Origin of the sequence: Stenotrophomonas sp. DR822, assembly GCF_019793815.1 — a bacterium.
Classification (GTDB): domain Bacteria; phylum Pseudomonadota; class Gammaproteobacteria; order Xanthomonadales; family Xanthomonadaceae; genus Stenotrophomonas; species Stenotrophomonas indicatrix.
On the sequence record NZ_CP081826.1, the window covers coordinates 1,352,032 to 1,374,219 of the forward strand.

Sequence of the window (22,188 nt, forward strand, 5' to 3'; positions counted from 1 at the left end):
TAGATCCACGCCATGCGTGGATGGCGCCTTCCCACCGAAGAGCGGTGCGGACCAAGGTCCGCACCCACCAGAGGCCCCGTAGAACCACGCCACGCGTGGATGGGCCTTCCGCTGTCACCCCTTCCACCCCAGCCACAGCTGCGCGCGTTCGGGCAACAGCAGCAGCCAGTGCCGCTGGTCGATGCTGCTGCATCCAAACACCGCCGCATGTTCTGGCCAGTCTGCCGGCAGCCCATCGATGCCGATCTCCGACAATGCCCCCGCCCCGGCCTTCCATGGCCGGTAACGGGGCACCTTGCCGGCGAGCGCGCCGCGTCCGTGCCGCGCCTCCCGCAACCAGTCCAGCCCGCGCCGCTGCAATCCTTCGCAGGTGACGGCGGCCAGCTGGAAGCGGACCAGGCCGGGCGCGATCCGTGCCCCCGGCAAGGCCGCCAGTACCCCATGGGCCTGCAGCAGTGCATCCACCTCCAACAGCGCGGGAATGCCCTGTCGTGCCCGTTGCTGCAATCCTTGGCGCCAGCCCATGGCGTGCTCCTTACTTCTGTTCGGCCAGGGCGTACCAGTCAACTCGACGGGTCACCCACATCGCCAGCGCGAGGATCACGAACAGCAGCAGCGAGCCCATCAGCAGTGCATTGTTTTCCGAGACCAGCAGCCCATACAGCGCGCCGTACAGCACCGTCAGCATCGCGGCGAAGCCCAGGCCCCGCTTCCAGTGACCCAGCACATTGGCCAGGTACACCGCCTGCAGGCTGATGCAGGCCAGCGCGGAAACCAGGTAGGCCTGCCAGAAGGCGATGTGCTCGGACAGGCTGATCAGCAGCAGGAAGAAGATCGCCAGCGCCAGGCCGACCATCAGGTACTGCAGCGGATGGATGCGCAGCGACTTGATCAGTTCGAACAGGATGAAACCAACGAACGTCAGCACCACGAACAGCACGCCGTACTTGGAAGCGCGGTCGGCCTGGGTATAGGTATCGACCGGGTCGACCAGCGAAACCTGCACCGCCTGCGCATCCAGGTCATCGCCCTCGCGCAGTCGCTGCTGTGCGTCCGATGCCAGCGAGGACACGGCCCAGCGTGCATCGAAGCCCTGTGCATCCACACGCCGCTCGTTCGGCAGGAACGCACCGGCAAACGACGGGTGCGGCCAGCTGGACCGCAGCGCGATCTGGTTGTCATCGCCCACCGGCACCACCGACAGCGAGCGGCTGCCATCGAGCTGCAGTTCCAGTTCCACGCTGCTGGCGGCCAGGATGCCTCCGGTGCGGGCGATGCCGGCGATCGGTGCATGCAGCCCACGGCCCAGTGCGGATGCGCCGGCCACGCCCGGCAGCAGCTTGACCTGCTGTCCATCAACCCGCAGGTTCGGCGTACCAACCAGGCCACGCGCATCGGACACGCCCAGCGCGATGTAGGCCTCGCCATAGGTCATGCCATCGTGCTCCGGGTAGTCGTCCTCGCTGAAGGTCGCCTTGAGCTGGCCATTCCAGCTGTACACCGGCACCTTGAACAGGCCGACCGAGCGCTGGCTGGGCAGCAGCTCGCCACTGATCTGCAGGGTGGCCGGCGGCTGCAACCAGTAACCCTGGGTGGTCTGCAGCTCGGTCTTCTTGTTGCCCTGCGCATCGACCACTTCCACCTGCTCGCGCTTGGACCACGGCACCACGCGCACCGGCCCGACCACGCGCTGGGTACCGGCACGGCTTTCGGCCACCCGCGAGTAGGCCTCTTCGCGATAGGCGCTGCGCTCGGTGATGACGCTGCGGATCAGGAACAGCGGGATCAGCAGCAGCAGGATCAGGCCGCCGACAATGGCGAACCGCAGCAGCATCTTCAGGGATTTCATCGTCCGTCCTCGTTGGAGAGGACTGCAGGATGGACGGCTGCCGTGAGCAGGGTTTGTGGCGAATTTGAAGCGGGTGTGAAGTCAGCGCCGCAGACGCTGGCCCGGTATCGCCAGCGGCAGCCACAGGCTGGCCACGGTGCCGCCGCCTTCGCGCGGCTGCAGGCTGGCGCGGCCGTCATGCAGGCGCACCACTTCCTGCACGAAGGGCAGGCCGAGGCCGGAACTGCGGCGGCCAGTGCCGGGCCGGGCCAGCGAATAGAAGCGTTCGAACACGCGCTCGCGTGCGTAATCGGGAATGCCCGCGCCACGGTCGGCAACCTGCAGGCGTACGCCCTGCCCGTCCAGTTGGGCATCCAGTCGCACCTGTGCTCCGGGCGGCGAGAACGCAATGGCGTTGTCGATCAGGTTGTGCAGCGCTTGCCGCAGCAGATAGCCATCGCCCTGCACGCGCAGGTCGGGCACCTGCTCGATATGCAGCTGGACACCTGCGGCCTGCGCGCGCACCTGCGCCGCCGCCGCGGCTTCCTGCAGCAGCACCGGCAAGGCGATCGGATCACGGGTCTGCAACCAGCCGTGCTGCTCGACCTCGGCCAGCGCCAGCAGCTTGTCGATGGTTTCGGTCAGCCGTTCCTGCTGGTCGACGATGCTGCGTGCGAAATGCGCACGGTCGGCGTCGGCCATCGGCTCCTGCAGCAGTTCGGCGGCACCGCGGATCGCCGCCAACGGGCTTTTCATCTCGTGGGTCAGCGATTGCACGTACTGCTCGACGTACGCTTTGCCTTCCAGCTTGCGCCGCATGGTCTCCAGCGCCTGGCCAAGATCGCCGATCTCGTCACTGCGCCGCTTCGGCGGCGGCACCGGTTCACCGGCGCTGACCGCACGCGCATAGCGGCTGAGCTGGCCCAGGCCGTTGGTCAGCCACATCGTCACCAGCACGCCCACCAGCGCCGACAGGCCGATCAGCCACGCACCGCGCTCGATGATGGCGCGCTGGCTGGCGGCGATGAACGGATCGATGCTGCGGTTGGGCTGGGCCAGGCTGAGCACACCGATCAGCGTGCTGCCGTCGACCGGGTCGTACACCGGCGCGGCCACGTGCATCACCGTGTTGCTGTCATCGCCCGGCGTTTCCGGGCTGGAGCGCGCACCGTATTCGCCGCGCAGGGTGCGATAGACATCGTTCCAGCGCGAATTGTCGCGGCCCACGTCGCGGCCCAGCGAATCGTAGATCACGATGCCCTTGGCGTCGGTGATCGTCACCCGGTAGTCCAGCGCACGCTTGGGAAAGCGCCAGACCATCGCCTTCAGGTCGCGCTGCCGGGCCTTGGCCAGGTTGCGGGTGAAGGTGCCATTGCGGATGGTGCCGGCCTTGACGTCGGCGGCGGCCATTTCTGCCAGCACGTTGGCCGCATCCACCAGGGTCGATTCCATCGCCTGGCGCACGCCCGGCTTCACTTCGTTGACGAACACGCGCATCACGAAGAACGCGGCGATGCCCACGATCAGGAAGAACCCCAGGAACAGCTTCAGGACCAGACGCACGCCTCAGACCTCCAGGGCGTAGCCGAGGCCGCGATGGGTGCGGATCGGCTCACCGCTGGCGCCGGCCGCACGCAGCTTGGCGCGCAGTGTCTTGACGTGGGTGTCGACGGTGCGGTCGGCGCTGTCGGCGGCGCTGTCCCAGCCACGGTCCATCAACTGGGCACGGCTGAGGATCGCGCCGGGGCGCTGCAGCAGCGCCTCCAGCAACGCATATTCGTAGCGGGTCAGGTCCAGCGCATGGCCCTGGAAGCGGATGCGGCGGCCATCGCGATCGATGGCGAAGGCACCGTGTTCCTGCCAGCCGTCCTCGACGGACGGCGCCACCGCAGCGGGGGTGGCACGCCGCAGCCGGGCGCGTACCCGCGCCACCAGCTCGCGCGGCGAGAACGGCTTGGCCATGTAGTCGTCCGCCCCCAGCTCCAGGCCCAGTACGCGGTCGAGTTCGTCGTTGCGGGCGGTCAGGAAGATCACCGGCACCTCCGCCACCGGCCCCGGCAGGGCCCGCAGCCGGCGGCAGACCTCGAAACCACTGAGGTCCGGCAGGCCGACATCCAGCACCACCAGGTCGATATCGCCGGCCTGCAGCTGCTGCAGCGCCTGCCCGCCCAGCAGGCAATGGCTGGCAGCGTAGCCTTCGCTGCGCAGCGCATAGAGCACGGTTTCGGCGATGGCCGCTTCGTCTTCGACCACCAGGACATGGGTAACAGGGGCTGTCATGGCGCGCAGCATAGCCGCTGCGGCCCTTGCCCCGTACACTGCCGCCCATGAACTATCGCCACGCCTTCCACGCCGGCAACCACGCCGATGTCCTCAAGCACATCGTGCAGCTGGCCCTGATCGACAGCTTCAAGCGCAAGGACAGCCCGTTCTTCGTGCTCGACACCCACGGCGGTGCCGGCCGTTACCTGCTGGCCAGCGAAGAAAGCCGCAAGACCCTGGAAGTCGAATCCGGGGTCATGCGGCTGATGGCCCAGCCCAAGCTGCCCGAGGTGGTCGAGCGCTACCTCAAGGCGGTGCAGGCCGACAATCCGGTCGGCGCGATGATCGCCTACCCCGGCTCGCCGCTGCTCAGCGCGCAGGCCATGCGCCCGCAGGACCGCATGGCGGTGTGCGAGCTGCAGGAGGATGAGGCCGCTTCGCTGAAGACCCTGTTCGCCCATGACAGCCGCGTCGGCGTGCACCCCGGTGACGGCTATGCGCTGCTGCGCTCGCTGCTGCCGCCCAAGGCCAACGGTGCCAAGATCGGCCGCGGCCTGGTCCTGATCGACCCGCCCTACGAAGCCCAGGACGCCGAGTACCAGGCGATCCTTGCCGCGCTGGCCGAGACCCTGGCGCGCTGGCCGCAGGCCACCTGTGCGGTCTGGTTCCCGATCAAGCAGCGCCGCACCATCCTGCATTTCCTGCGCAAGGCCACCGCACTGCCGGTGAAGTCGGCGATGACCATCGAGTTCCTGGTCCGCCCGGACGACTCCCCGCTGCGCCTCAACGGCAGCGGCATGCTGGTGCTCAATGCCCCCTGGCAGTTCGACCGTGTGGTCGGCCCGGCGCTGCCGGCCCTGCGCCAGCATCTGGGCGAGCCCGGTGCCAGCACCCGCCTGGACTGGCTGAAGACGGCCGAATAAGGGCCTTCACGAGGCTGTACGACCGTGAGCCTTTCGTTCACGGAATGCAGCCCCGGTGATGACACAATCGATGGACCACCAAGGAATCACCCGGTATGGCCACTCGCAACCGCATGCCGCCCTGGCATGAGATCTTCAAGGCTCCCAGCGGCCACGAGCTGCTGATCCGCCCCATCCGCCCCGAAGATGGCGCGCCGCTGCAGGCCGCCTTCAGCCTGTTCGGGCCGGAAGAAATCCGCGACCGTTTCCTGCAATCGGTGACCGAGCTGTCACCGGAAACGACCCAGCGCCTGACCCATCCCAACCCGAAGACCGAGATCACCCTGGTCGCCGCCGAGTCGCTGCCGGCCGGTGAGGCCGTGGTCGGCGCGGTGGCCCGTGCCTCGATCATCCCCGGTACCCGCGAAGCCGAGTACGCGATCCTGATCAGCCGCTTCCTGATCGGCCAGGGCCTGGGCCGCCAGCTGATGCGCAAGCTGGTGAAATGGGGCCGCGGCAAGTACCTGGACCGCCTGTATGGCGATGTCGCCGCCGAGAACGAGCCGATGAAGCAGCTGGCCGCCTCGCTGGGCTTCAAGCCGGTCCCCCATCCGAACGGGGCCGAAGGCCTGGTGCGGATGGTGCTGGAACTGGACAACTGACGGCAGCGCCGGGCCCTGCCCGGCGATGTTGATCCGGCCGCTGCGCTCGCCGGGCATGGCCCGGCGCTACCCCGGTCACGTAACGATCATGGGCCAGGCGGGGGCTTCTGCTAAAATCCGCGGTTCATGTCGCGTACTCAATACCCCGCCCCGCCGCTGCCACGTGCCGGCCAGCTTCGCGCCTGGTGGCGCGCCCCCGCCTCGCCCACTGCCCTGGCCTGGTACCTGGCCCAGGCAGCGCGCACGCATGACGCGCCGCTGCTGGTGGTGGCCCGTGACAACCACGGTGCCAACCAGATCGAAGCGGATCTGCATACCCTGCTGGGAGGCGACCCGAGCCTGCCGGTGGTGGCGTTCCCGGACTGGGAGACGCTGCCCTACGATCGCTTCAGCCCGCACCCGGACATCATTTCGCAGCGCCTGTCGGCCCTGCATCGCCTGCCCACGCTGAAGCGCGGCCTGGTGGTGGTGCCGGTGCAGACCCTGCTGCAGCAGCTGGCTCCCCGCAGCTATGTCATCGGCGGCAGCTTCAATCTTGAAGTCGGCCAGCGCCTGGACCTGGAAGCGGAGAAGCGTCGCCTCGAAAGCGCCGGCTACCGCAACGTGCCGCAGGTGATGGACCCGGGTGATTTCGCCGTGCGTGGCGGCCTGCTTGACGTCTACCCGATGGGCGCCGACGAGCCGCTGCGGGTGGAACTGCTGGACGAGGACATCGATTCGATCCGTGCGTTCGATCCGGAAAGCCAGCGCTCGCTGGACAAGGTCGAGGCGGTGCACATGCTGCCCGGCCGCGAAGTACCGATGGACGACGCCAGCATCGCCCGGGTGCTGGCGACCCTGCGCGAGCGCTTCGACGTCGATACCCGGCGCAGCTCGCTGTACCAGGACCTGAAATCGGGCCTGGCCCCGGCCGGCATCGAGTACTACCTGCCGCTGTTCTTCGAGCGCACCGCCACCCTGTTCGACTACCTGCCTGCCGGCAGCCTGCCGGTCGTCTGCGTGGGCGCCGCTGAAGCGGCAGAGACGTTCTGGACGCAGACCGGCGAGCGCTACGAGCAACGTCGCCATGATGTAGAACGACCGCTGCTGCCACCGTCGGCGCTGTACCTGTCGCCGGACCTGCTGCGCGAGCGTTTGAACGACGCACCGCGCATCGAGGTATGGGCTGCCGATCACGCCCGCATCGCCGAAGCGCATGCGCTGGGCGACCAGCCGTTGCCGCCGCTGCCGGTGGCCGCGCGCGAGGCACCGGCCGGTGACGCGCTGAAGTCCTTCCTTGGCCATTACCCTGGCCGCGTGCTGATCGCTGCCGATTCGCCCGGCCGCCGCGAGGCCCTGCTGGAAGTGCTGCAGGCCGCCGAGCTGAAGCCACCGGTGGTGGCCGACCTGCTGTCCTTCCTGTCCAGCGACGAACGCTTCGCCATTGCCGTGGCGCCGCTGGAAGACGGCTTCGCTCTGGATGCGCCGCACATCGCGGTGCTGACCGAACGCCAGCTGTTCCCCGAGCGCGCCGGCAGCACCCGCCGCACGCGCCGCGCCGGACGAGAGCCGGAAGCGATCATCCGCGATCTGGGCGAACTGACCGAAGGCGCGCCGATCGTGCACGAGGACCATGGCGTCGGCCGCTACCGCGGACTGATCGCGATGGACGTCGGCGGCATGCCCGGCGAGTTCCTCGAAATCGAGTACGCCAAGGGCGACCGCCTGTACGTGCCGGTCGCACAGCTGCACCTGATCAGCCGCTATTCCGGCGCGTCCGCCGAAACCGCGCCACTGCATTCGCTGGGCGGCGAGCAGTGGAGCAAGGCCAAGCGCAAGGCCGCCGAGAAGGTGCGCGATGTAGCCGCCGAGCTGCTGGAGATCCAGGCCCGCCGCCAGGCGCGTGCCGGACTGGCACTGCAGGTGGACCGCGCGATGTACGAGCCGTTCGCCGCCGGTTTCCCGTTCGAGGAAACCCCGGACCAGCTGGCTGCCATCGACGCCACCCTGCGTGACCTGGCCAGCAGCCAGCCGATGGACCGTGTGGTCTGCGGCGACGTGGGCTTCGGCAAGACCGAAGTCGCCGTGCGCGCCGCGTTCGCTGCGGCCAGTGCCGGCAAGCAGGTGGCGGTGCTGGTACCGACCACGCTGCTGGCCGAGCAGCATTACCGCAATTTCCGCGACCGCTTCGCCGACTATCCGATGAAGGTCGAAGTATTGTCGCGCTTCAAGAGCACCAAGGAGATCAAGGCCGAGCTGGAGAGGGTCGCCGCCGGCACCATCGACGTCATCGTCGGTACCCATCGCCTGTTGCAGCCGGACGTGAAGTTCAAGGACCTGGGCATGGTCGTCGTCGACGAGGAGCAGCGCTTCGGCGTGCGCCAGAAGGAGGCGCTGAAGGCACTGCGCGCCAACGTGCACCTGCTGACCCTGACCGCCACGCCGATCCCGCGCACGCTGAACATGGCCATGGCCGGCCTGCGCGACCTGTCGATCATCGCCACCCCGCCGCCGAACCGGCTGGCGGTGCAGACCTTCATCACCCAGTGGGACAACGCGCTGCTGCGCGAAGCCTTCCAACGCGAGCTGGCACGCGGTGGCCAGCTGTATTTCCTGCACAACGACGTGGAGAGCATCGGCCGCATGCAGCGCGAGCTGTCCGAGCTGGTGCCCGAAGCGCGCATCGGCATCGCCCATGGGCAGATGCCCGAGCGCGAGCTGGAAAAGGTGATGCTGGACTTCCAGAAGCAGCGCTTCAACGTGCTGCTGTCGACCACGATCATCGAATCGGGCATCGACATCCCCAACGCCAACACCATCATCATCAACCGTGCCGACCGCTTCGGCCTGGCCCAGCTGCACCAGCTGCGTGGCCGCGTCGGTCGATCGCACCACCGCGCCTATGCCTACCTGGTCGTACCCGACCGTCGCTCGATCACGCCGGATGCGGAAAAGCGCCTGGAAGCGATCGCCTCGATGGACGAACTGGGTGCCGGCTTCACCCTGGCCACCCACGATCTGGAAATCCGCGGCGCCGGCGAACTGCTGGGCGAGGACCAGAGCGGGCAGATGGCCGAAGTGGGCTTCAGCCTGTACACCGAGCTGCTGGAACGCGCAGTGCGCAGCATCAGGCAGGGCCATCTGCCCGACATCGATGCCGGCGAAGAAGCGCGGGGCGCCGAGGTCGAGCTGCACGTGCCGGCGCTGATTCCGGATGACTACCTGCCGGATGTGCACACCCGCCTGACGCTGTACAAGCGCATTTCCAGCGCGCGCGACAGCGATGCGCTGCGCGAACTGCAGGTGGAGATGATCGACCGCTTCGGCCTGCTGCCGGATGCGGCCAAGAACCTGTTCGCCATTGCCGAGCTGAAGCTGCAGGCCAACACGCTGGGCATCCGCAAGCTGGACCTGGGCGAGAACGGCGGCCGCATCGTGTTCGAATCCAAGCCGAACATCGACCCGATGGCGGTGATCCAGCTGATCCAGAAACAACCGAACCTGTATGCCATGGATGGTCCGGACAAGCTGCGCGTCAAGCATCCGCTGCCGCTGCCCGAAGACCGCTTCAATGCCGCGCGGGCACTGCTGTTGACCCTGGCCCTGCGCTGATCGATCTGCAGGGTGCCGGTCCGCCGCGGGCGGCAGGCCGGCACCCCTTACGTTTCCTGTGCCCGCGACAAGGAGTGTTGCCGTGAATCGTTTCGCCCCCCTTCTGCTCGCCACCAGCCTGGGCCTGCTTGCGGCCTGCCACAGCGGCATGAGCAACCGCGATTACCTGCATGAGAATGTCGCCAGCTGGAACGGCACGGTCAGCATGGTCGAGCAATGGACCAACGGCCCGAACGGCGAGTCCTTCCATGCGTCGCTGCAGGACGGCAAGAGCATGCAGCAGCATCGCTTCGGCCTGAAGAACGCGCACAAGGAAATCGCCGACCGGCGGGTCTTCGTTCAACAGTTCACCCATGGCAAGGACGCCGATGCACTGCACCAGAACCTGCTCGATTCCCTGAAGAGCACCGAACACATGTTCGCCGTGATGGAACAGCTGGCCGCCCTCCCCGATGGCTACAGCGAAGAACAGGTCGCCCCGCTGCTGCAGACGCTGGATGAGGCCGTGACCAGAATGGACGAAGACATGCAGACCCTGAGCGACGCGCAGGACGCCTTCGCCAAAGCCCACCGCATCCACCTGCAGACCACCGGCTGATCCGCGCAGCCCCGGTTGCGATGCGGCCGGGGCCAAATGCTGCGTGCGACTGAACGCACAGCCCCACGCGGGACCGTCGATGCCCCCCGCGTGACACCGATGCGGGTACCCTATGCGCCGCCCCGGCCCGCTCTCGCGGGCCTTTCCGTTTTCTGCGCAGCTTCGCCGCGCCGCCAGTTCCGATGCCCCAGCCCAGACCTCCCGACCTCCTGCACGCGCAGGCCTGCCTGATCGACGCCCTGTCGATGTCGCTGCAGATGCGTGATGCCTATACCCGCCACCACTGTGACCGCGTGAGCCTTCTTGCGCAGCACCTTGCCCTGCATTGCGACCTGGATGAGGAGGCCTGCGCGCAGGTCGGCCTGGCTGCGCGCTTCCACGACATCGGCAAGATCGGCATCCCCGACGAGGTACTGCTGAGCCCGCGCCGGCACAGCGACGAAGAGCGCGCGATCATGCGCGAGCACCCGGTGCGCGGCGAGCACATTTTCCTGGCCACCGGCCGCAGTGATGCCGCGCCGGTCGCGCGACTGATCCGCGCCCATCATGAAGCGTTCGATGGCAGCGGCTATCCCGATGGCCTGCACGGCGAGGCCATTCCGCTCGGCGCCCGCATCGTCACCATTGCCGATGCCTACGATGCAATGACCAGCGTGCGCCCTTACCGCGCGGCGATGGAGCACGAGACGGTGCTGCGGATCCTCGATGAGCAGGCCGGTGGCCTGATCGATCCCTACGTGCTGCAGCGCTTCCACGGCATGCTCAGGAACGAGCCGGCGCTGGCCTGAGCCTTCACCGGCTGGACGGCGCCTCGCTTGCGCAGCCGCGGCGATCCCCGCAAGCTGAGGGTCGGCCGCAGACGGCCCTGCTGACGAGGAGCATCACCCATGAAAGGAAACACCCGTATCGCCGCACCGCTGGGCCTGTTGCTGTTGGCCCTGGCGCCATTCGCGCAGGCCCAGCAGGATGGCACCGCGCCAGCCGCCGCATGCCTGTCGCGCAACCAGGTCACCGCTGGCACCTCACCTGCCACCCTGATGAATGCCCTGCCCCGCTGCGAGCAGGATGGACGCATGCAGGACGCCATCGATCTCTACAACATCGCCGGCGTGTTCGCCCATTTCGATCGCCAGCGCGTCGCAGACGAGACAGGACACGCTGCCTACCACGCGCTGAAGGCGGTGGCCGGTTCGGCCATGGGCGAGGAGAATCGCGGCCGCTTCGACAGCGCATTGAAGGCGCAGCTGAGCCCCGACAAGGCGCCAGCCTACGTCGCTGGCATCTGCACCTTCAGCAAGCGCATGGGGCCGCCCTCGTACACCCCGACCTACATGCTGGCCCATGGCATGTCCAATTTCACCGGCAAGGGCGGTGGCCTGGTGCCAGGCTTCGACCCGGCCAGCGCATGGCAGGCCACATTGTCGCAGTACCTGAAATGCCCGGGCTGATCTGCCGCCTGTTCTAGCCGACTGCAACGAGAAGGCCCGGCATTCGCCGGGCCTTCTGCTTCACGCGTTACCGGCGGTCGCTTACCAGATCACCACGCGCTTGTCGTCCGCACGCACCATCGCATCACCGGCCTTGCACTGGAACGCGGCGGCATAGGACGGCATGTTCGACGGCGCGCCGTTGGCACGGAAGTTCGCCGGTGCATGCGGATCGGTGTTCAGGCGCACGCGCAGCTCACCGTCGGTGAAGTTGCGACGCCACACGGTGGCCCAGTTCATGAAGAAGCGCTGGTCCTGGCTGTGACCATCCACCTCGACGTTCGCCTTCGGGTTCTCCTTCAGCGCCATCTGCAGGGCATCGTAGGCCACGGTCAGGCCACCCAGATCACCGATGTTCTCGCCCAGGGTCAGCTTGCCCTTCACGAACACGCCCGGCACCGATTCATAGCCGTCGAACTGCGCGACCAGCTGGTCGGTACGTTCGGTGAAGGCCTTGCGGTCGCTGTCGGTCCACCAGTTGTCGAAGTTGCCGTTGGCGGCGAACTGGCTGCCCGAGTCGTCGTAGCCGTGCATCATCTCGTGGCCGATGACCGCACCGATGCCACCGTAGTTCAGCGCCGGATCGGCCTTGGCATCGAAGAACGGTGCCTGCAGGATCGCCGCCGGGAACACGATCTCGTTCTTGGTGGCGTTGTAGTAGGCATTGACGGTCTGCGGGGTCATGCCCCACTCGGTCTTGTCCACCGGCTTGCCGATCTTGTCCAGCATGTAGCGGTAGTTGAACGCACGCGCTGCCTGCATGTTGCCCAGGTAGCTGTCACCGTTGGTCTGCAGGCCCGTCCACTCACGCCACTTGTCCGGGTAACCGATCTTCGGGGTGAAGCTGGCCCACTTTTCCAGTGCCTTCTTCCTGGTTTCCTCGCCCATCCACGGCAGCTGCTCCAGGCGCGCCTTCAGCGCCACCGACAGGTTCTGCACCAGGTGCTGCATGGCCTCCTTCGATTCGGCCGGGAACACCGCGTCCACGTACAGCTGGCCGAGGGCTTCGCCCATGCCGCCGTTCACCGACTCCAGCACGCGCTTCCAGCGCGGCTGCATTTCCTGCTGGCCGCGCAGGGTCTTGCCGTAGAACTCGAAGTTGGCCTTCTCGAACTGGCTGCTCAGGTACGGCGAGGCGTCGTCGATGGTGTGGAAGCGCAGGTAGGACTGCCAGGTGGCGGCCGGCACGTCGGCCAGCATCTTGTCCATTTCGCTGAAGAAGCCCGGCTGGGCCAGCGAGAACTTCTGCGCGGCCGGCACCTTCAGGGTGTCAAACAGCGCGGTCCAGCTGAAGTTCGGGGTCAGCTTGTCCGCGTCGGCGGCGCTGAGCGGGTTGTAGCGCTTGGCCGGGTCACGCATTTCGATGCGCGACATCGAGGCCTTGGCCAGGCGGGTCTCGAACGCCATCACCGCCTTGGCCTGTTCGGCAGCCTGCGCCGCGTCCACGCCGGACAGCGTCAGCACCTGCGCGATGTAGGCCACGTAGGCGTCGCGGATCCTGGCCTGCGCGTCGTCGAAGTAATAGCCCTTCTCCGGCAGGCCCAGGCCGCCCTGGCCGACGTAGGCAATGACGTTGGCCGAATCCTTGTAATCGGCATTGGCGAACAGCGAGAACAGCACGCCCTGGCCCTGCGCCTGGCTGTCGTGCAGGTACTGGGTGATGGCGGCGGTGTCGTTCAGCGCGCCGATCTTGTCCAGCGTCGGCTGCAGCGGCGCCAGGCCGGCGGCCTCGATCTTCGCTTCGTCGTTGCCGGTCTTCCAGATGTCACCGATCTTGGCTTCCACCGAGCCGGCCTTGGCCTGGCTGGCGGCGGCCTGCTGCACCAGCGCGTGCTGCACTTCCAGCGAGCGCTCGCGCAGGATTTCGAAGCTGCCCCAGGTGGTCTGGTCGCCCGGCACCGGGTTGGCTTTGAGCCACTTGCTGTTGACGAAGCCGTTGAGGTCGGTACACGCGGCGATGGACGGATCCAGATCGGCGCTGTTGAGGCTGATCAGCGCGGTCTTGATCTGCGACTGGTCGAACGCCGGCTTGGCGGCGTCGGCAGCGGGAGCGGTCTCGTTCTTGCCGCAGGCGGCGAGCGAAGCAGCGATGGCGATGGTCAGGCCCAGCGGGACCAGATTGCGGACGTTCATGGCATGTCTCCAACGGCGAATCGTCCAGCGTAGCCGCTGCGGCGATGGTGGGGACCGGCCAAAGGTCACGCCGCAGGCTCCACAGCTGTTGGATTTCGCCTTTGGGGTTTTCCGCTATCGTGCTTGCTAACATCGCCCCAATCGGATCTACCGCAAAAATCATAAAAAATGGAGAAGATATGCCTTACGAACTAAAGGATCGTTTGGTGGTAGGTGTCGCATCTAGTGCAATGTTCGACTTGAGCGAGTCGGATAGGGTCTTTCGAAACGAGGGGGAGGAAGCCTATCGCACATATCAAGAGCAGCACAGGAACGATGCACTCCAGCCGGGAATGGCTTTCTCCTTCATCCGACGCCTTCTCTCTCTCAATGACCTAAGTCCCGCCCCCCACGCTCCGCTGGTCGAAGTCGTCCTTCTATCTCGTAATGATCCAGATACGGGACTTCGGGTGATGAATTCAATTGCCCACCACAACTTGAGCATCTCTCGCGCAATTTTTCAGCAAGGCCTTTCGCCCTACGCATATGTGCCTGCGCTCAACATATCCCTATTCCTATCAGGCAATCAGAGCGATGTTCTCGAAGCGATTGCACTTGGACTGCCGGCCGGATATGTAATGGATTCAAAGAAAATTGACGACCCAAGCGACACAACACTTCGCATTGCCTTCGACTTCGATGGAGTTCTTGCTGACGACTCATCCGAAACCGTGATGCAGAATGGAAACCTTGCGCAATTCCACACTCACGAGACAGCCAATGTCATGGAACCTCACGGTGGCGGCCCACTAAAGCAGTTCCTCCTCAAGATCTCAACAATCCAGAAGGCCGAGGAGCTGAAAAGGAAGTCGGACCCAACATACAAAAATAGGCTTCGTGTCTCCATCGTCACCGCCCGAAATGCTCCATCGCATGAGCGCGCAATCAACACACTGAAGAGTTGGGGCGTAATTGTAAACGACGCATTCTTCTTGGGTGGAATTGAAAAACGCTTGATCCTCGAAGTCCTCAAGCCTCATATATTTTTCGACGATCAATCACTGCACCTTGCCGCAGCAAGCCAAGCCGCACCATCTGTACACATTCCCTTCGGAATAACGAACAAACCGAAGACGACATCGCCACAGACGGAAGAGCTAGCGGCGACCGGTCAATAAATTGGATCACCCAAGAGAACCTCACATGCAACAGGCAAAACCGACCTGCTTTGTGATTCAGACTTTCGATGGGAACGTCTACGACCGAAGATATAGAGAGACCATACGCCCGGCACTTCTTCTTGCAGAAGTGGAGCCTCAAAGAGCAGATGAAATCCTTGGTCTAAATCCGATAATTGAAAAAATTGAAAGCGCAATCGCCAGCGCATCCATCTGTATCGCCGAAGTTTCCGAAGACAACCCCAACGTCTGGCTAGAACTCGGTTACGCACTAGCCCTCAATCGACCTGTTGTCATACTCTGTGAAAAAGGAAAGCGCCCCAGGCTTCCTTTTGATGTTCAACATCGACCTGTTGTCTTTTACCGAACTGACTCCAGAAGCGGCTACGAAGAACTGGAAGCCAATCTTGTCAAACTCATTCAACACGAATTGCGCAACGAGCAACGATCACAGCTTGCGCCAACGTTGAATCCCAACATCGCGAACAACACAGACCTTGATGCAAATGAGATCGCGGTCTTGTCCTTGGCGTTTGCATTCTGGCCCACCGAAATCGGAAGCATCAGCCACTGGGAACTGGATAGAAAGCTCTCAAGCGCCGGCTTAACTGAGGTGGGCATCGCCCTCGGCGTCGCGACACTGACCGAAAAGAGTTTCCTAATTTCCCGGAGCCTTGTTGAGGAGGATTCAAACGGGCAAACATACCCCGTCAAGCACTACCAAATAACTCCTGAAGGCATCCAATGGATGAAGCTTCACAAGGATCTTCTTGTTACCCGCAGAGAACCCATTCGTCCCAGCACCCGCTTCATTGAAGACGATGATATTCCGTTTTGACTAGCTTCTTCGGTCTTGAAACTCCAAGTCTTAGAAAGGCCGGCTTGCGCCGGCCCTTCGTTCTTACTTGGCCTTGCCCTGGTTGGCCACGGCTTCGGCGGCCTTGCGTGCCGCTTCCGGATCACCCAGGTAACGGAACGACTTCACGGTGAGGTCATCGTTCAACTCGAACAGCAGCGGAATGCCGGTCGGGATGTTCAGCTCGAGGATTTCCTCGCGCGAGACGTTGTTGAGGTACTTGTACAGCGCGCGCAGCGAGTTGCCGTGGGCGGTGACCAGCACGGTCTTGCCATCCTTCAACTGCGGCGCGATGGCGTCGTGCCAGTACGGCAGCACGCGGTCGAGCGTCGTGGCCAGCGATTCGGTGCCCGGCAGCGCGTTGCGATCCAGCCCGGCATAGCGGCGGTCGTGGATCGGGTGGCCCGGATCTTCCAGGTCCATCGCCGGCGGCGGGATGTCGTACGAACGGCGCCACACCTTGACCTGGTCTTCGCCGTGCTTGGCGGCGGTCTCGGCCTTGTCCAGGCCCTGCAGGCCGCCGTAGTGGCGCTCGTTGAGGCGCCAGGACTTGTTCACCGGCAGCCAGTCCTGCTCCAGCTCGGCCAACGCACCCTGCAGGGTGTGGATGGCGCGCTTGAGCACGGAGGTGTGGGCGACGTCGAACTGCAGGCCTTCCTCGCGCATCAGGCGGCCAGCGGCAGCCGCTTCCCGGCGCCCCTGCTCGGTCAGGTCGACATCGACCCAGCCGGTGAAGCGGTTGTCCAGGTTCCACTGGCTCTGGCCATGGCGCAACAGTACGAGTTTACGGGTCACTGCAGGGTCTCCAACGCGAGGAAAGGCAGGCGGCCATTGTAGCCCCGGCGCCCGCTCACCGCGCCGTGGCGGTGTGGATGTCATCCTGTGGCCGATGAATGCACTGATCGACCCCGGGCGCTGGGAAGGCAGCGTCAGCGCCGCCCGCGAACAGCAGAAGCAGCTGGCGACCCGCGTGCAGCGGCAGGACCGGCTGCCCGCTACCGTGCGCTGGCTGGCCGGGCTGGATGTCGGCTTCGAGGAAGACGGCGCAATCACCCGCGCTGCGGCCGTGTTGCTCGACGCGGACACCCTGCAGCCGGTGGCGCAGAAGATCGCCCGCATCCCCACCGTGATGCCCTATATACCGGGCCTGCTCAGCTTCCGCGAACTGCCGGCGCTGCTGGCTGCGTTGGCGTTGCTGCCGCGCGCACCGGACCTGGTGTTCGTCGATGGCCATGGCATCAGCCATCCGCGCCGGCTGGGCATTGCCGCACACCTGGGCGTGGTGACCGACGTGCCGAGCATCGGCGTGGCCAAATCGAAGCTGGTGGGCCGCTTCATCGAGCCCGACCCTGAGGCCGGCGCGCACACGCCGTTGCTGGACGGCGGCGAGCAGCTCGGCTGGGTACTGCGCAGCAAGCTGCGCTGCAAGCCGCTGTTCGTCGCCGGCGGGCATCGGGTCAGTGCCGATACCGCGCTGGCCTGGGTGCAGCGCACGCTGCGCGGCTATCGCCTGCCCGAGCCGACCCGGCTGGCGGATCGGCTGGCCTCGCGGCGCGACGAACAGAGGTAGCGCCGGGCACCGGCCGCCACACCCGCTTCAGCGATGCACGTGACCGCGATGGCCCTGCGCATCGGCAGCGGCATGATCGTGCCCGGCGTGATCGTCGTCCTTGCCCGCCGACGGCTGGCCACAGGCTTCGCCGCAGTGGTCGGCTTCGATCTGCAGGGTCACGTGTTCGATACCGAAATCATCGTGCAGGCGATCACCGAGCTCGCGCCGCAGGCGGTCGGCGTCGTCGCCTTCGCGCATCACGATGTGCGCGGTCAGTGCCGGCGTGCTGGACGCCAGCGCCCATACGTGCAGGTCATGCACGTCCAGCACTGCGTCGTGGTCGGACAGGCGGTCGCGGACCCTGGCCACGTCCATGCCTTTGGGCACGCCTTCCAGCAGCACGTTGATGGCTTCGCGCATCAGCACATACGTGCGCGGCAGTACCCACAATCCGATCAGCACGGCCAGGATCGGGTCGATCGGCCTCCAGCCGGTCCATTGGATCAGCAGTGCGCCGGTGATCACCGCCACCGAGCCGAGCATGTCGGCCCACACTTCCAGGTAGGCGCCCTTCACGTTGAGGCTTTCACCGCTGCCGGCCTGCAGCAGGCGCATGGAGATCATGTTGATCACCAGGCCGACCGCTGCAATCACCAGCATGCCGGTGGAGGCGATCTCCTGCGGCTGGCGGAAACGACCGATGGCTTCCCACAGGATGTAGCCGGCAACCACGAACAGCATTGCGCCGTTGATCATCGCGCCCAGTGCTTCAAGACGGGCATAACCGTAGGTGCGGCGCGCATCCGGCGGGCGCCGGCTCAGCCGCACGGCCACCAGCGCGATCATCAGCGCCAGGGTGTCGGTAGCCATGTGCGCGGCATCGGACAGCAGTGCCAGACTGTTGGTCCAGAACGCACCGACCACCTCCACGACGAGGAAGGTGGAGGTCAGGCCGAGCGCCCACCACAGGGGTTTCTCGTGGCGGATCTCGGATGGCAGGTGATCGTGGTCGTGACCCATGGCAACAGCTCCTTAGCGATGGGAGTCAGGCTACGCCGGCGGGTGTCGGGAAACTATCACGGTGTTTATAACATTGCAGGCCACCGATACCTTCGCCGGGCATGGCCCGGCGCTACCGGGTAGCGCCAGGCCATGCCTGGCGGGTGTAGCCGAACAGCAGCCGCGCGCGGTCAGAAGCCGAAACGCAGGCTGGCCCAGTACGCGCGGCCGGGCTCGTTGTAGGTCGCCGCACCGGCGTCACTGCTGTTGGCCTCGCGGAACAGGCGCTTGTCGGCCAGGTTGTTGACGCCGAAGCCCACGCTGACCATGTCGGTCACCTTGTAGCGCGCGCTCACGCCCCAGACGTTGTACGCGCCGCGGGTCTGCAGCACGGTGGACGCATCGCAGTTGGCGGTGCAGCGCGGATCGTTGTTGATGTTGGCCGTGGCCGGTTCCTGCTTGCCGTAGAAGGTGCCGGTCAGCAGCAGCGACAGCTGCTCGGTGGCCTGCCAGTCCAGCATGGTGTTGACGGTGTACTTGGGAATCACCGACAGCGGCTGGCCGGTGCTCTTGTTTTCGTTCTCCACCATGTAGGTGAAGTTGTTGCTCCACTTCAGGCGGTCGCCCTGCTCGCCCAGCAGCGGGATCACCAGGTTGCCCTCGAGCCCCTGCACGATGGCCTTGGGTGCATTCTCCCAGCGGAAGATGCGGCCCTTGCGGTCGGCCGTCAGCCCGATCTGGGTGTAACCGGCCTGGATCTTGTCCTTGTAGTCATTGTGGAAATAGGTCAACGAGGCCTGCCAGCCGCTCTGCGGTGCCCACTCCACGCCCAGTTCCTTGTTAAGGCTGGTCTCTGCCCTGAGATCCGCATTGCCCTGCATGTAGCAACCGGCGCCCAGGCTCGGCAACGCGTTCGGGCAGCCGTTGCCACGGGTGTAATACAGATAGTCCGGGTTGGACTGGTACAGGTTCGGCGCCTTGAAGGCGCGTGCGATGCCGCCCTTGACCACCCAGTCACTGTTGAGCCGGAACTGCGCGTTGAGGCTCGGACTGGTGTTGTTGCCGAACTGGCTGTGATGGTCGAAACGCAGGCCCGGGGTCACGATCCAGCGTTCACCGAGATAGATGTTGTCTTCCACGTAGACGGCGGTGGTCTGCGCATCGGACTTGCCGCGTGCACGATCGGCCGAAAGGCCCGGAATGCCGCCACCGCTGCTGCTGGACTGGCTCATCGAATAGGGATCGGTCAGCCGGCTGTCGAGGTACTCGAAGCCCAGCGTCCACACGTTCTCGGCACCGCCGAGAGTGGTCGGGAAGCTGACCTCGCCGTCCAGCTGGTAGTTGCGCAGGCGCGAGGTCGACCAGTCGGCGCCATTGAAGCTGCCTTCCGGGCCGCCGGCCAGGCCTTCGTTGATGCGCGAATTGTTGACCCCTTCCACCGCTGCCGTCAGCCGCGAGCTGACATCGCCCCAGCGTCCGCGATGGGTGATCGCGCCGGTGGTGCGATACATGCGGTTGGTCTCGGCCTGCTGCTCGGCCAGCGCGGCCAGGTCGACACCGGTGGAGGTACCAGTGGTACTGACCGCACGATCGCCGGCATAGATGTTGCCCTGGCGGCTGGTGCCGGCCTCGAACTCGACCACCTGGTTGGCGGTCACGTCCCAACGCAGCAGCGCGTTGACGTCGCGGTTCTTGACGCCTTCGCGGCCCGCCGGCGGTACCGCATTGGCACCGGTGGCGAAGTCGCGGTTGAGATCCAGCGAATCGGCATCGGTCTTGTTGAGGTTGCCGTACAACCGGAACGACAGCGTGTCGGTCATCGGCCCGCTCAGCTGCAGGCCGAGGCGCTCGCTGCCGCCCTCGGCACTGTGTTCGGGCACCAGGCCGTACAGGTCAACCGCACCGGTCAGGTCGCCGGTCGGGCGCTTGGTGATGATGTTGACCACGCCACCGGAGGCACCCGAGCCATAGCGTGCCGCTGCCGGGCCGCGCAGCACTTCGATGCGTTCGATCATTTCCGCCGGCACCCAGTTGGTATCGCCGCGCGTGTTGCGCTCGCCACTGCGGCCCATGCGCACCGCGTCGCGTGCACCCACGCGCTTGCCGTCGATCAGGATCAGGGTGTTTTCCGGCCCCATGCCGCGCAGATCGATCTGCCGGTTGTTGCCGTACTGGCCCGATGCACTGTTGCCGGTCAGATTGACGCCGGGCATCGTCCGCAGCAGTTCGGCGATGTCGTTGACCGGCGGCCGCTTGGCGATGTCCTCGGCGGTGATGGTGGAAGTGCCCAGCGCCTGCCGCGCGATCTGCGAGGCAGTGACATGCACGGTGTCGATATCGGTGGCATCGGTTTCCGCATGGGCGGTGACGGCAGCGGTGGCCAGCAGTGCAGCGACGGCAAGCGCCAGCGGGCGCGGTGAGAGAGTGTTTGCAGGCATGTTCTGAACCTTCTGGCAGGGCAACGGAAGCCTCTGGCATAGGGCACGAGGCGGCGACGGGGGAGGCGGAACGATCACTGCGGGATGCCTGCAGGTCGGTTCCTGCCGTCATTTTTTCATAAATGCGATTGATTCTCAAATGCGTCAACGCATTGCGGCATCGGCCGGCGTGTGCTTCATCCGCGTTTTTCGGCCTGCATGGCGCTTAAACTGGCCGGCTTCCCTGCCATCAACCGTCGACAGCTGCGGCCGATACCGTGGTCTGTTGTGCGCCGTTAGAGATCGACGTGGATACACCCCAACTGGACGAAGCCAGCCAACCGCTGGCTCAGGCCTGGCAGCAGTGTCTGCTGCTGGCCGGCCCCGCCGCCGCCGCGCTGCTGCATGCCGTGGCCGCCGATGCACCGCCGACGCTGGCGCAGCGCTTCTACGAAGTGCTGCTGCAGGACACGCGTGCGCGCCGCTTCCTGTCCCACGAACAGGTCAAGCAGCGCCTGCAACCAGCGATGCAGCGTTGGTTGGCCCAGCTGCTGACCACCGATGCGGATGGCATTGCCGCTACCGTCGCCGCACAACGGGTGATCGGCGATGTGCACGCACGGGTCGGTATTCCGGTGGACCTGGTGGCCCGGGGTGCGCGCGTACTCAAGCACGAGCTGTTCATCCGCCTGCGCGCCGATGCCGCTGACAACGACACCGCCTTCGCCGCCATCGATTGCCTCAGCGCGATCATGGACATCGCCATGGAAGGCATGACGCTGGCCTATACGCACGCCCGTGAGCGCTCTTCGCGCACCGATGCGGCGTACCGGCTGTTCTCGCTGGTGCAGAACGTCAGCACCGAGCGCGAGCGCCAGCGCGCCCTGCTGCTGGATTGGGAAAACAGCCTGCTGTACACCCTCGCCGGCCATGCGACCGGGACCGACAACGCCAGTCTGGCAAGCTCCGAGTTCGGCCTGTGGTTCACCCACAAGGGCATTCCCAGCTTCGGCGAAAGCAGCGAGACGCAGCAGGTGGGCCAGCTGATGGCACGCATCGACAGCCGCCTGCAGCGCGCCACCGATGAAGATCCGGCACGGCGGCTGACCGCCCTGCCGATGATCCGCGAAGACCTGGCCACCATCCGCAACCTGATGACCCTGTTGTTCGAACGCATCGGTGAACTGGATGCGGGCAGCGATGCGTTGACCAACCTGCTCAACCGGCGCTTCCTGCCGACCGTGCTGCGCCGGGAGATCGAGTTGTCCACGCGCAACCACACGCCGTTCTCGTTGTTGCTGCTGGACCTGGACCATTTCAAGGCGATCAACGATGGCCACGGTCATGACGCCGGCGACCGCGCGCTGCAGCACGTTGCCGCCCTGCTCGGCCAGCAGACCCGTGGCAGCGACTACCTGTTCCGCTACGGCGGCGAGGAGTTCGTGGTGGTGCTGGTGGCGGCAAGCGAGTCGCAGGCGGAGGTGATTGCCGAAAGCCTGCGCCGGCAGATCGCGCAGTCGCCGATCACCCTGCCCAACGGACAGACGCTGGGCCTGACCGCGAGCATCGGCGTGGCCGGACACGATGGTCATCCCGATTACGAGCGGCTGATGGCGCGTGCCGACGCAGCGATGTATGCCGCCAAGCGACAGGGCCGCAACCGGGTGGTGGTGGCCGACGACGCACTGCCGGAAGCTCCGGGACGACGCGCGCTGCAACGTTGAGCCTGCAGCGCGCGTGACGT

18 protein-coding genes are annotated in these 22,188 nt (G+C 65.6%); 10 read left to right on the top strand and 8 right to left on the bottom strand.

What is annotated here, in order from left to right; translation table 11 throughout:
• Window positions 1-114 precede the first annotated feature (114 nt).
• The 4 genes from K5K93_RS06240 to creB all read right to left on the bottom strand — a co-directional run bounded on the left by K5K93_RS06240 (window position 115) and on the right by creB (window position 4,120).
• Complete coding sequence (locus K5K93_RS06240; RefSeq protein ID WP_080149363.1) at window positions 115-525, bottom strand: hypothetical protein; 411 nt, start codon at window positions 523-525, stop codon at window positions 115-117.
• A 10-nt stretch (window positions 526-535) separates the two neighbouring features.
• A complete protein-coding gene (gene creD, locus K5K93_RS06245; RefSeq protein ID WP_222390173.1) occupies window positions 536-1,849 on the bottom strand; it encodes a cell envelope integrity protein CreD in 1,314 nt (437 codons plus the stop codon).
• 81 nt (window positions 1,850-1,930) lie between these two features.
• Window positions 1,931-3,391, bottom strand: a complete 1,461-nt coding sequence (gene creC, locus K5K93_RS06250; protein ID WP_222390174.1) for a two-component system sensor histidine kinase CreC — start codon at window positions 3,389-3,391, stop codon at window positions 1,931-1,933.
• Between the two features lie 3 nt (window positions 3,392-3,394).
• A complete protein-coding gene (creB, locus tag K5K93_RS06255; RefSeq protein ID WP_222390175.1) occupies window positions 3,395-4,120 on the bottom strand; it encodes a two-component system response regulator CreB in 726 nt (241 codons plus the stop codon).
• A 35-nt stretch (window positions 4,121-4,155) separates the two neighbouring features.
• Here creB and rlmJ point away from each other — a divergent pair, with 35 nt between their 5' ends.
• The 6 genes from rlmJ (at window position 4,156) to K5K93_RS06285 (ending at window position 11,291) form a co-directional block, all read left to right on the top strand.
• On the top strand, window positions 4,156-5,013 hold the full coding sequence (gene rlmJ / locus K5K93_RS06260; RefSeq protein ID WP_093817710.1) for a 23S rRNA (adenine(2030)-N(6))-methyltransferase RlmJ: 858 nt from the start codon (window positions 4,156-4,158) through the stop codon (window positions 5,011-5,013).
• Window positions 5,014-5,108: 95 nt separating this feature from the next.
• A complete protein-coding gene (locus K5K93_RS06265) occupies window positions 5,109-5,654 on the top strand; it encodes a GNAT family N-acetyltransferase (protein WP_025879325.1) in 546 nt (181 codons plus the stop codon).
• Between the two features lie 126 nt (window positions 5,655-5,780).
• The gene (gene mfd / locus K5K93_RS06270; RefSeq protein WP_222390177.1) at window positions 5,781-9,245 is read left to right on the top strand and encodes a transcription-repair coupling factor; all 3,465 of its coding nucleotides are present in this window, start codon (window positions 5,781-5,783) and stop codon (window positions 9,243-9,245) included.
• An 82-nt stretch (window positions 9,246-9,327) separates the two neighbouring features.
• Window positions 9,328-9,843: a hypothetical protein gene (locus tag K5K93_RS06275; RefSeq protein ID WP_093817708.1), complete on the top strand. Its 516-nt coding sequence runs from the start codon at window positions 9,328-9,330 to the stop codon at window positions 9,841-9,843.
• A 182-nt stretch (window positions 9,844-10,025) separates the two neighbouring features.
• Window positions 10,026-10,631, top strand: coding sequence for an HD domain-containing phosphohydrolase (locus tag K5K93_RS06280; RefSeq protein ID WP_222390179.1), 606 nt, complete (start codon window positions 10,026-10,028; stop codon window positions 10,629-10,631).
• Window positions 10,632-10,730: 99 nt separating this feature from the next.
• A complete protein-coding gene (locus K5K93_RS06285; RefSeq protein ID WP_222390180.1) occupies window positions 10,731-11,291 on the top strand; it encodes a hypothetical protein in 561 nt (186 codons plus the stop codon).
• Window positions 11,292-11,372: 81 nt separating this feature from the next.
• Here the strand turns inward: K5K93_RS06285 and K5K93_RS06290 are convergent, their stop codons facing one another.
• Entirely contained in the window at window positions 11,373-13,463 is a 2,091-nt protein-coding gene (locus K5K93_RS06290) for a M13 family metallopeptidase (RefSeq protein ID WP_222390181.1), read from the bottom strand.
• Window positions 13,464-13,642: 179 nt separating this feature from the next.
• Between K5K93_RS06290 and K5K93_RS06295 the strand changes: the two genes are divergently transcribed.
• Both K5K93_RS06295 and K5K93_RS06300 read left to right on the top strand, forming a co-directional pair.
• Entirely contained in the window at window positions 13,643-14,620 is a 978-nt protein-coding gene (locus tag K5K93_RS06295; RefSeq protein ID WP_081794552.1) for a 5'-nucleotidase, read from the top strand.
• A gap of 25 nt (window positions 14,621-14,645) precedes the next feature.
• The gene (locus tag K5K93_RS06300; protein WP_222390182.1) at window positions 14,646-15,458 is read left to right on the top strand and encodes a nucleotide-binding protein; all 813 of its coding nucleotides are present in this window, start codon (window positions 14,646-14,648) and stop codon (window positions 15,456-15,458) included.
• Between the two features lie 63 nt (window positions 15,459-15,521).
• Here K5K93_RS06300 and gpmA read toward each other — a convergent pair whose 3' ends face one another.
• A complete protein-coding gene (gene gpmA, locus K5K93_RS06305) occupies window positions 15,522-16,271 on the bottom strand; it encodes a 2,3-diphosphoglycerate-dependent phosphoglycerate mutase (protein ID WP_004150217.1) in 750 nt (249 codons plus the stop codon).
• A gap of 94 nt (window positions 16,272-16,365) precedes the next feature.
• Here gpmA and nfi point away from each other — a divergent pair, with 94 nt between their 5' ends.
• Complete coding sequence (nfi, locus tag K5K93_RS06310) at window positions 16,366-17,046, top strand: deoxyribonuclease V (RefSeq protein ID WP_222390183.1); 681 nt, start codon at window positions 16,366-16,368, stop codon at window positions 17,044-17,046.
• A 27-nt stretch (window positions 17,047-17,073) separates the two neighbouring features.
• Here nfi and K5K93_RS06315 read toward each other — a convergent pair whose 3' ends face one another.
• Both K5K93_RS06315 and K5K93_RS06320 read right to left on the bottom strand, forming a co-directional pair.
• Window positions 17,074-18,048 (bottom strand): cation diffusion facilitator family transporter, encoded by a 975-nt coding sequence (locus K5K93_RS06315; protein ID WP_093817703.1) that lies wholly within the window; start codon window positions 18,046-18,048, stop codon window positions 17,074-17,076.
• Between the two features lie 170 nt (window positions 18,049-18,218).
• Entirely contained in the window at window positions 18,219-20,465 is a 2,247-nt protein-coding gene (locus tag K5K93_RS06320; protein ID WP_222390185.1) for a TonB-dependent siderophore receptor, read from the bottom strand.
• A 287-nt stretch (window positions 20,466-20,752) separates the two neighbouring features.
• Here K5K93_RS06320 and K5K93_RS06325 point away from each other — a divergent pair, with 287 nt between their 5' ends.
• The gene (locus tag K5K93_RS06325) at window positions 20,753-22,168 is read left to right on the top strand and encodes a GGDEF domain-containing protein (RefSeq protein WP_093817701.1); all 1,416 of its coding nucleotides are present in this window, start codon (window positions 20,753-20,755) and stop codon (window positions 22,166-22,168) included.
• The last annotated feature ends 20 nt before the right edge of the window (window positions 22,169-22,188 follow it).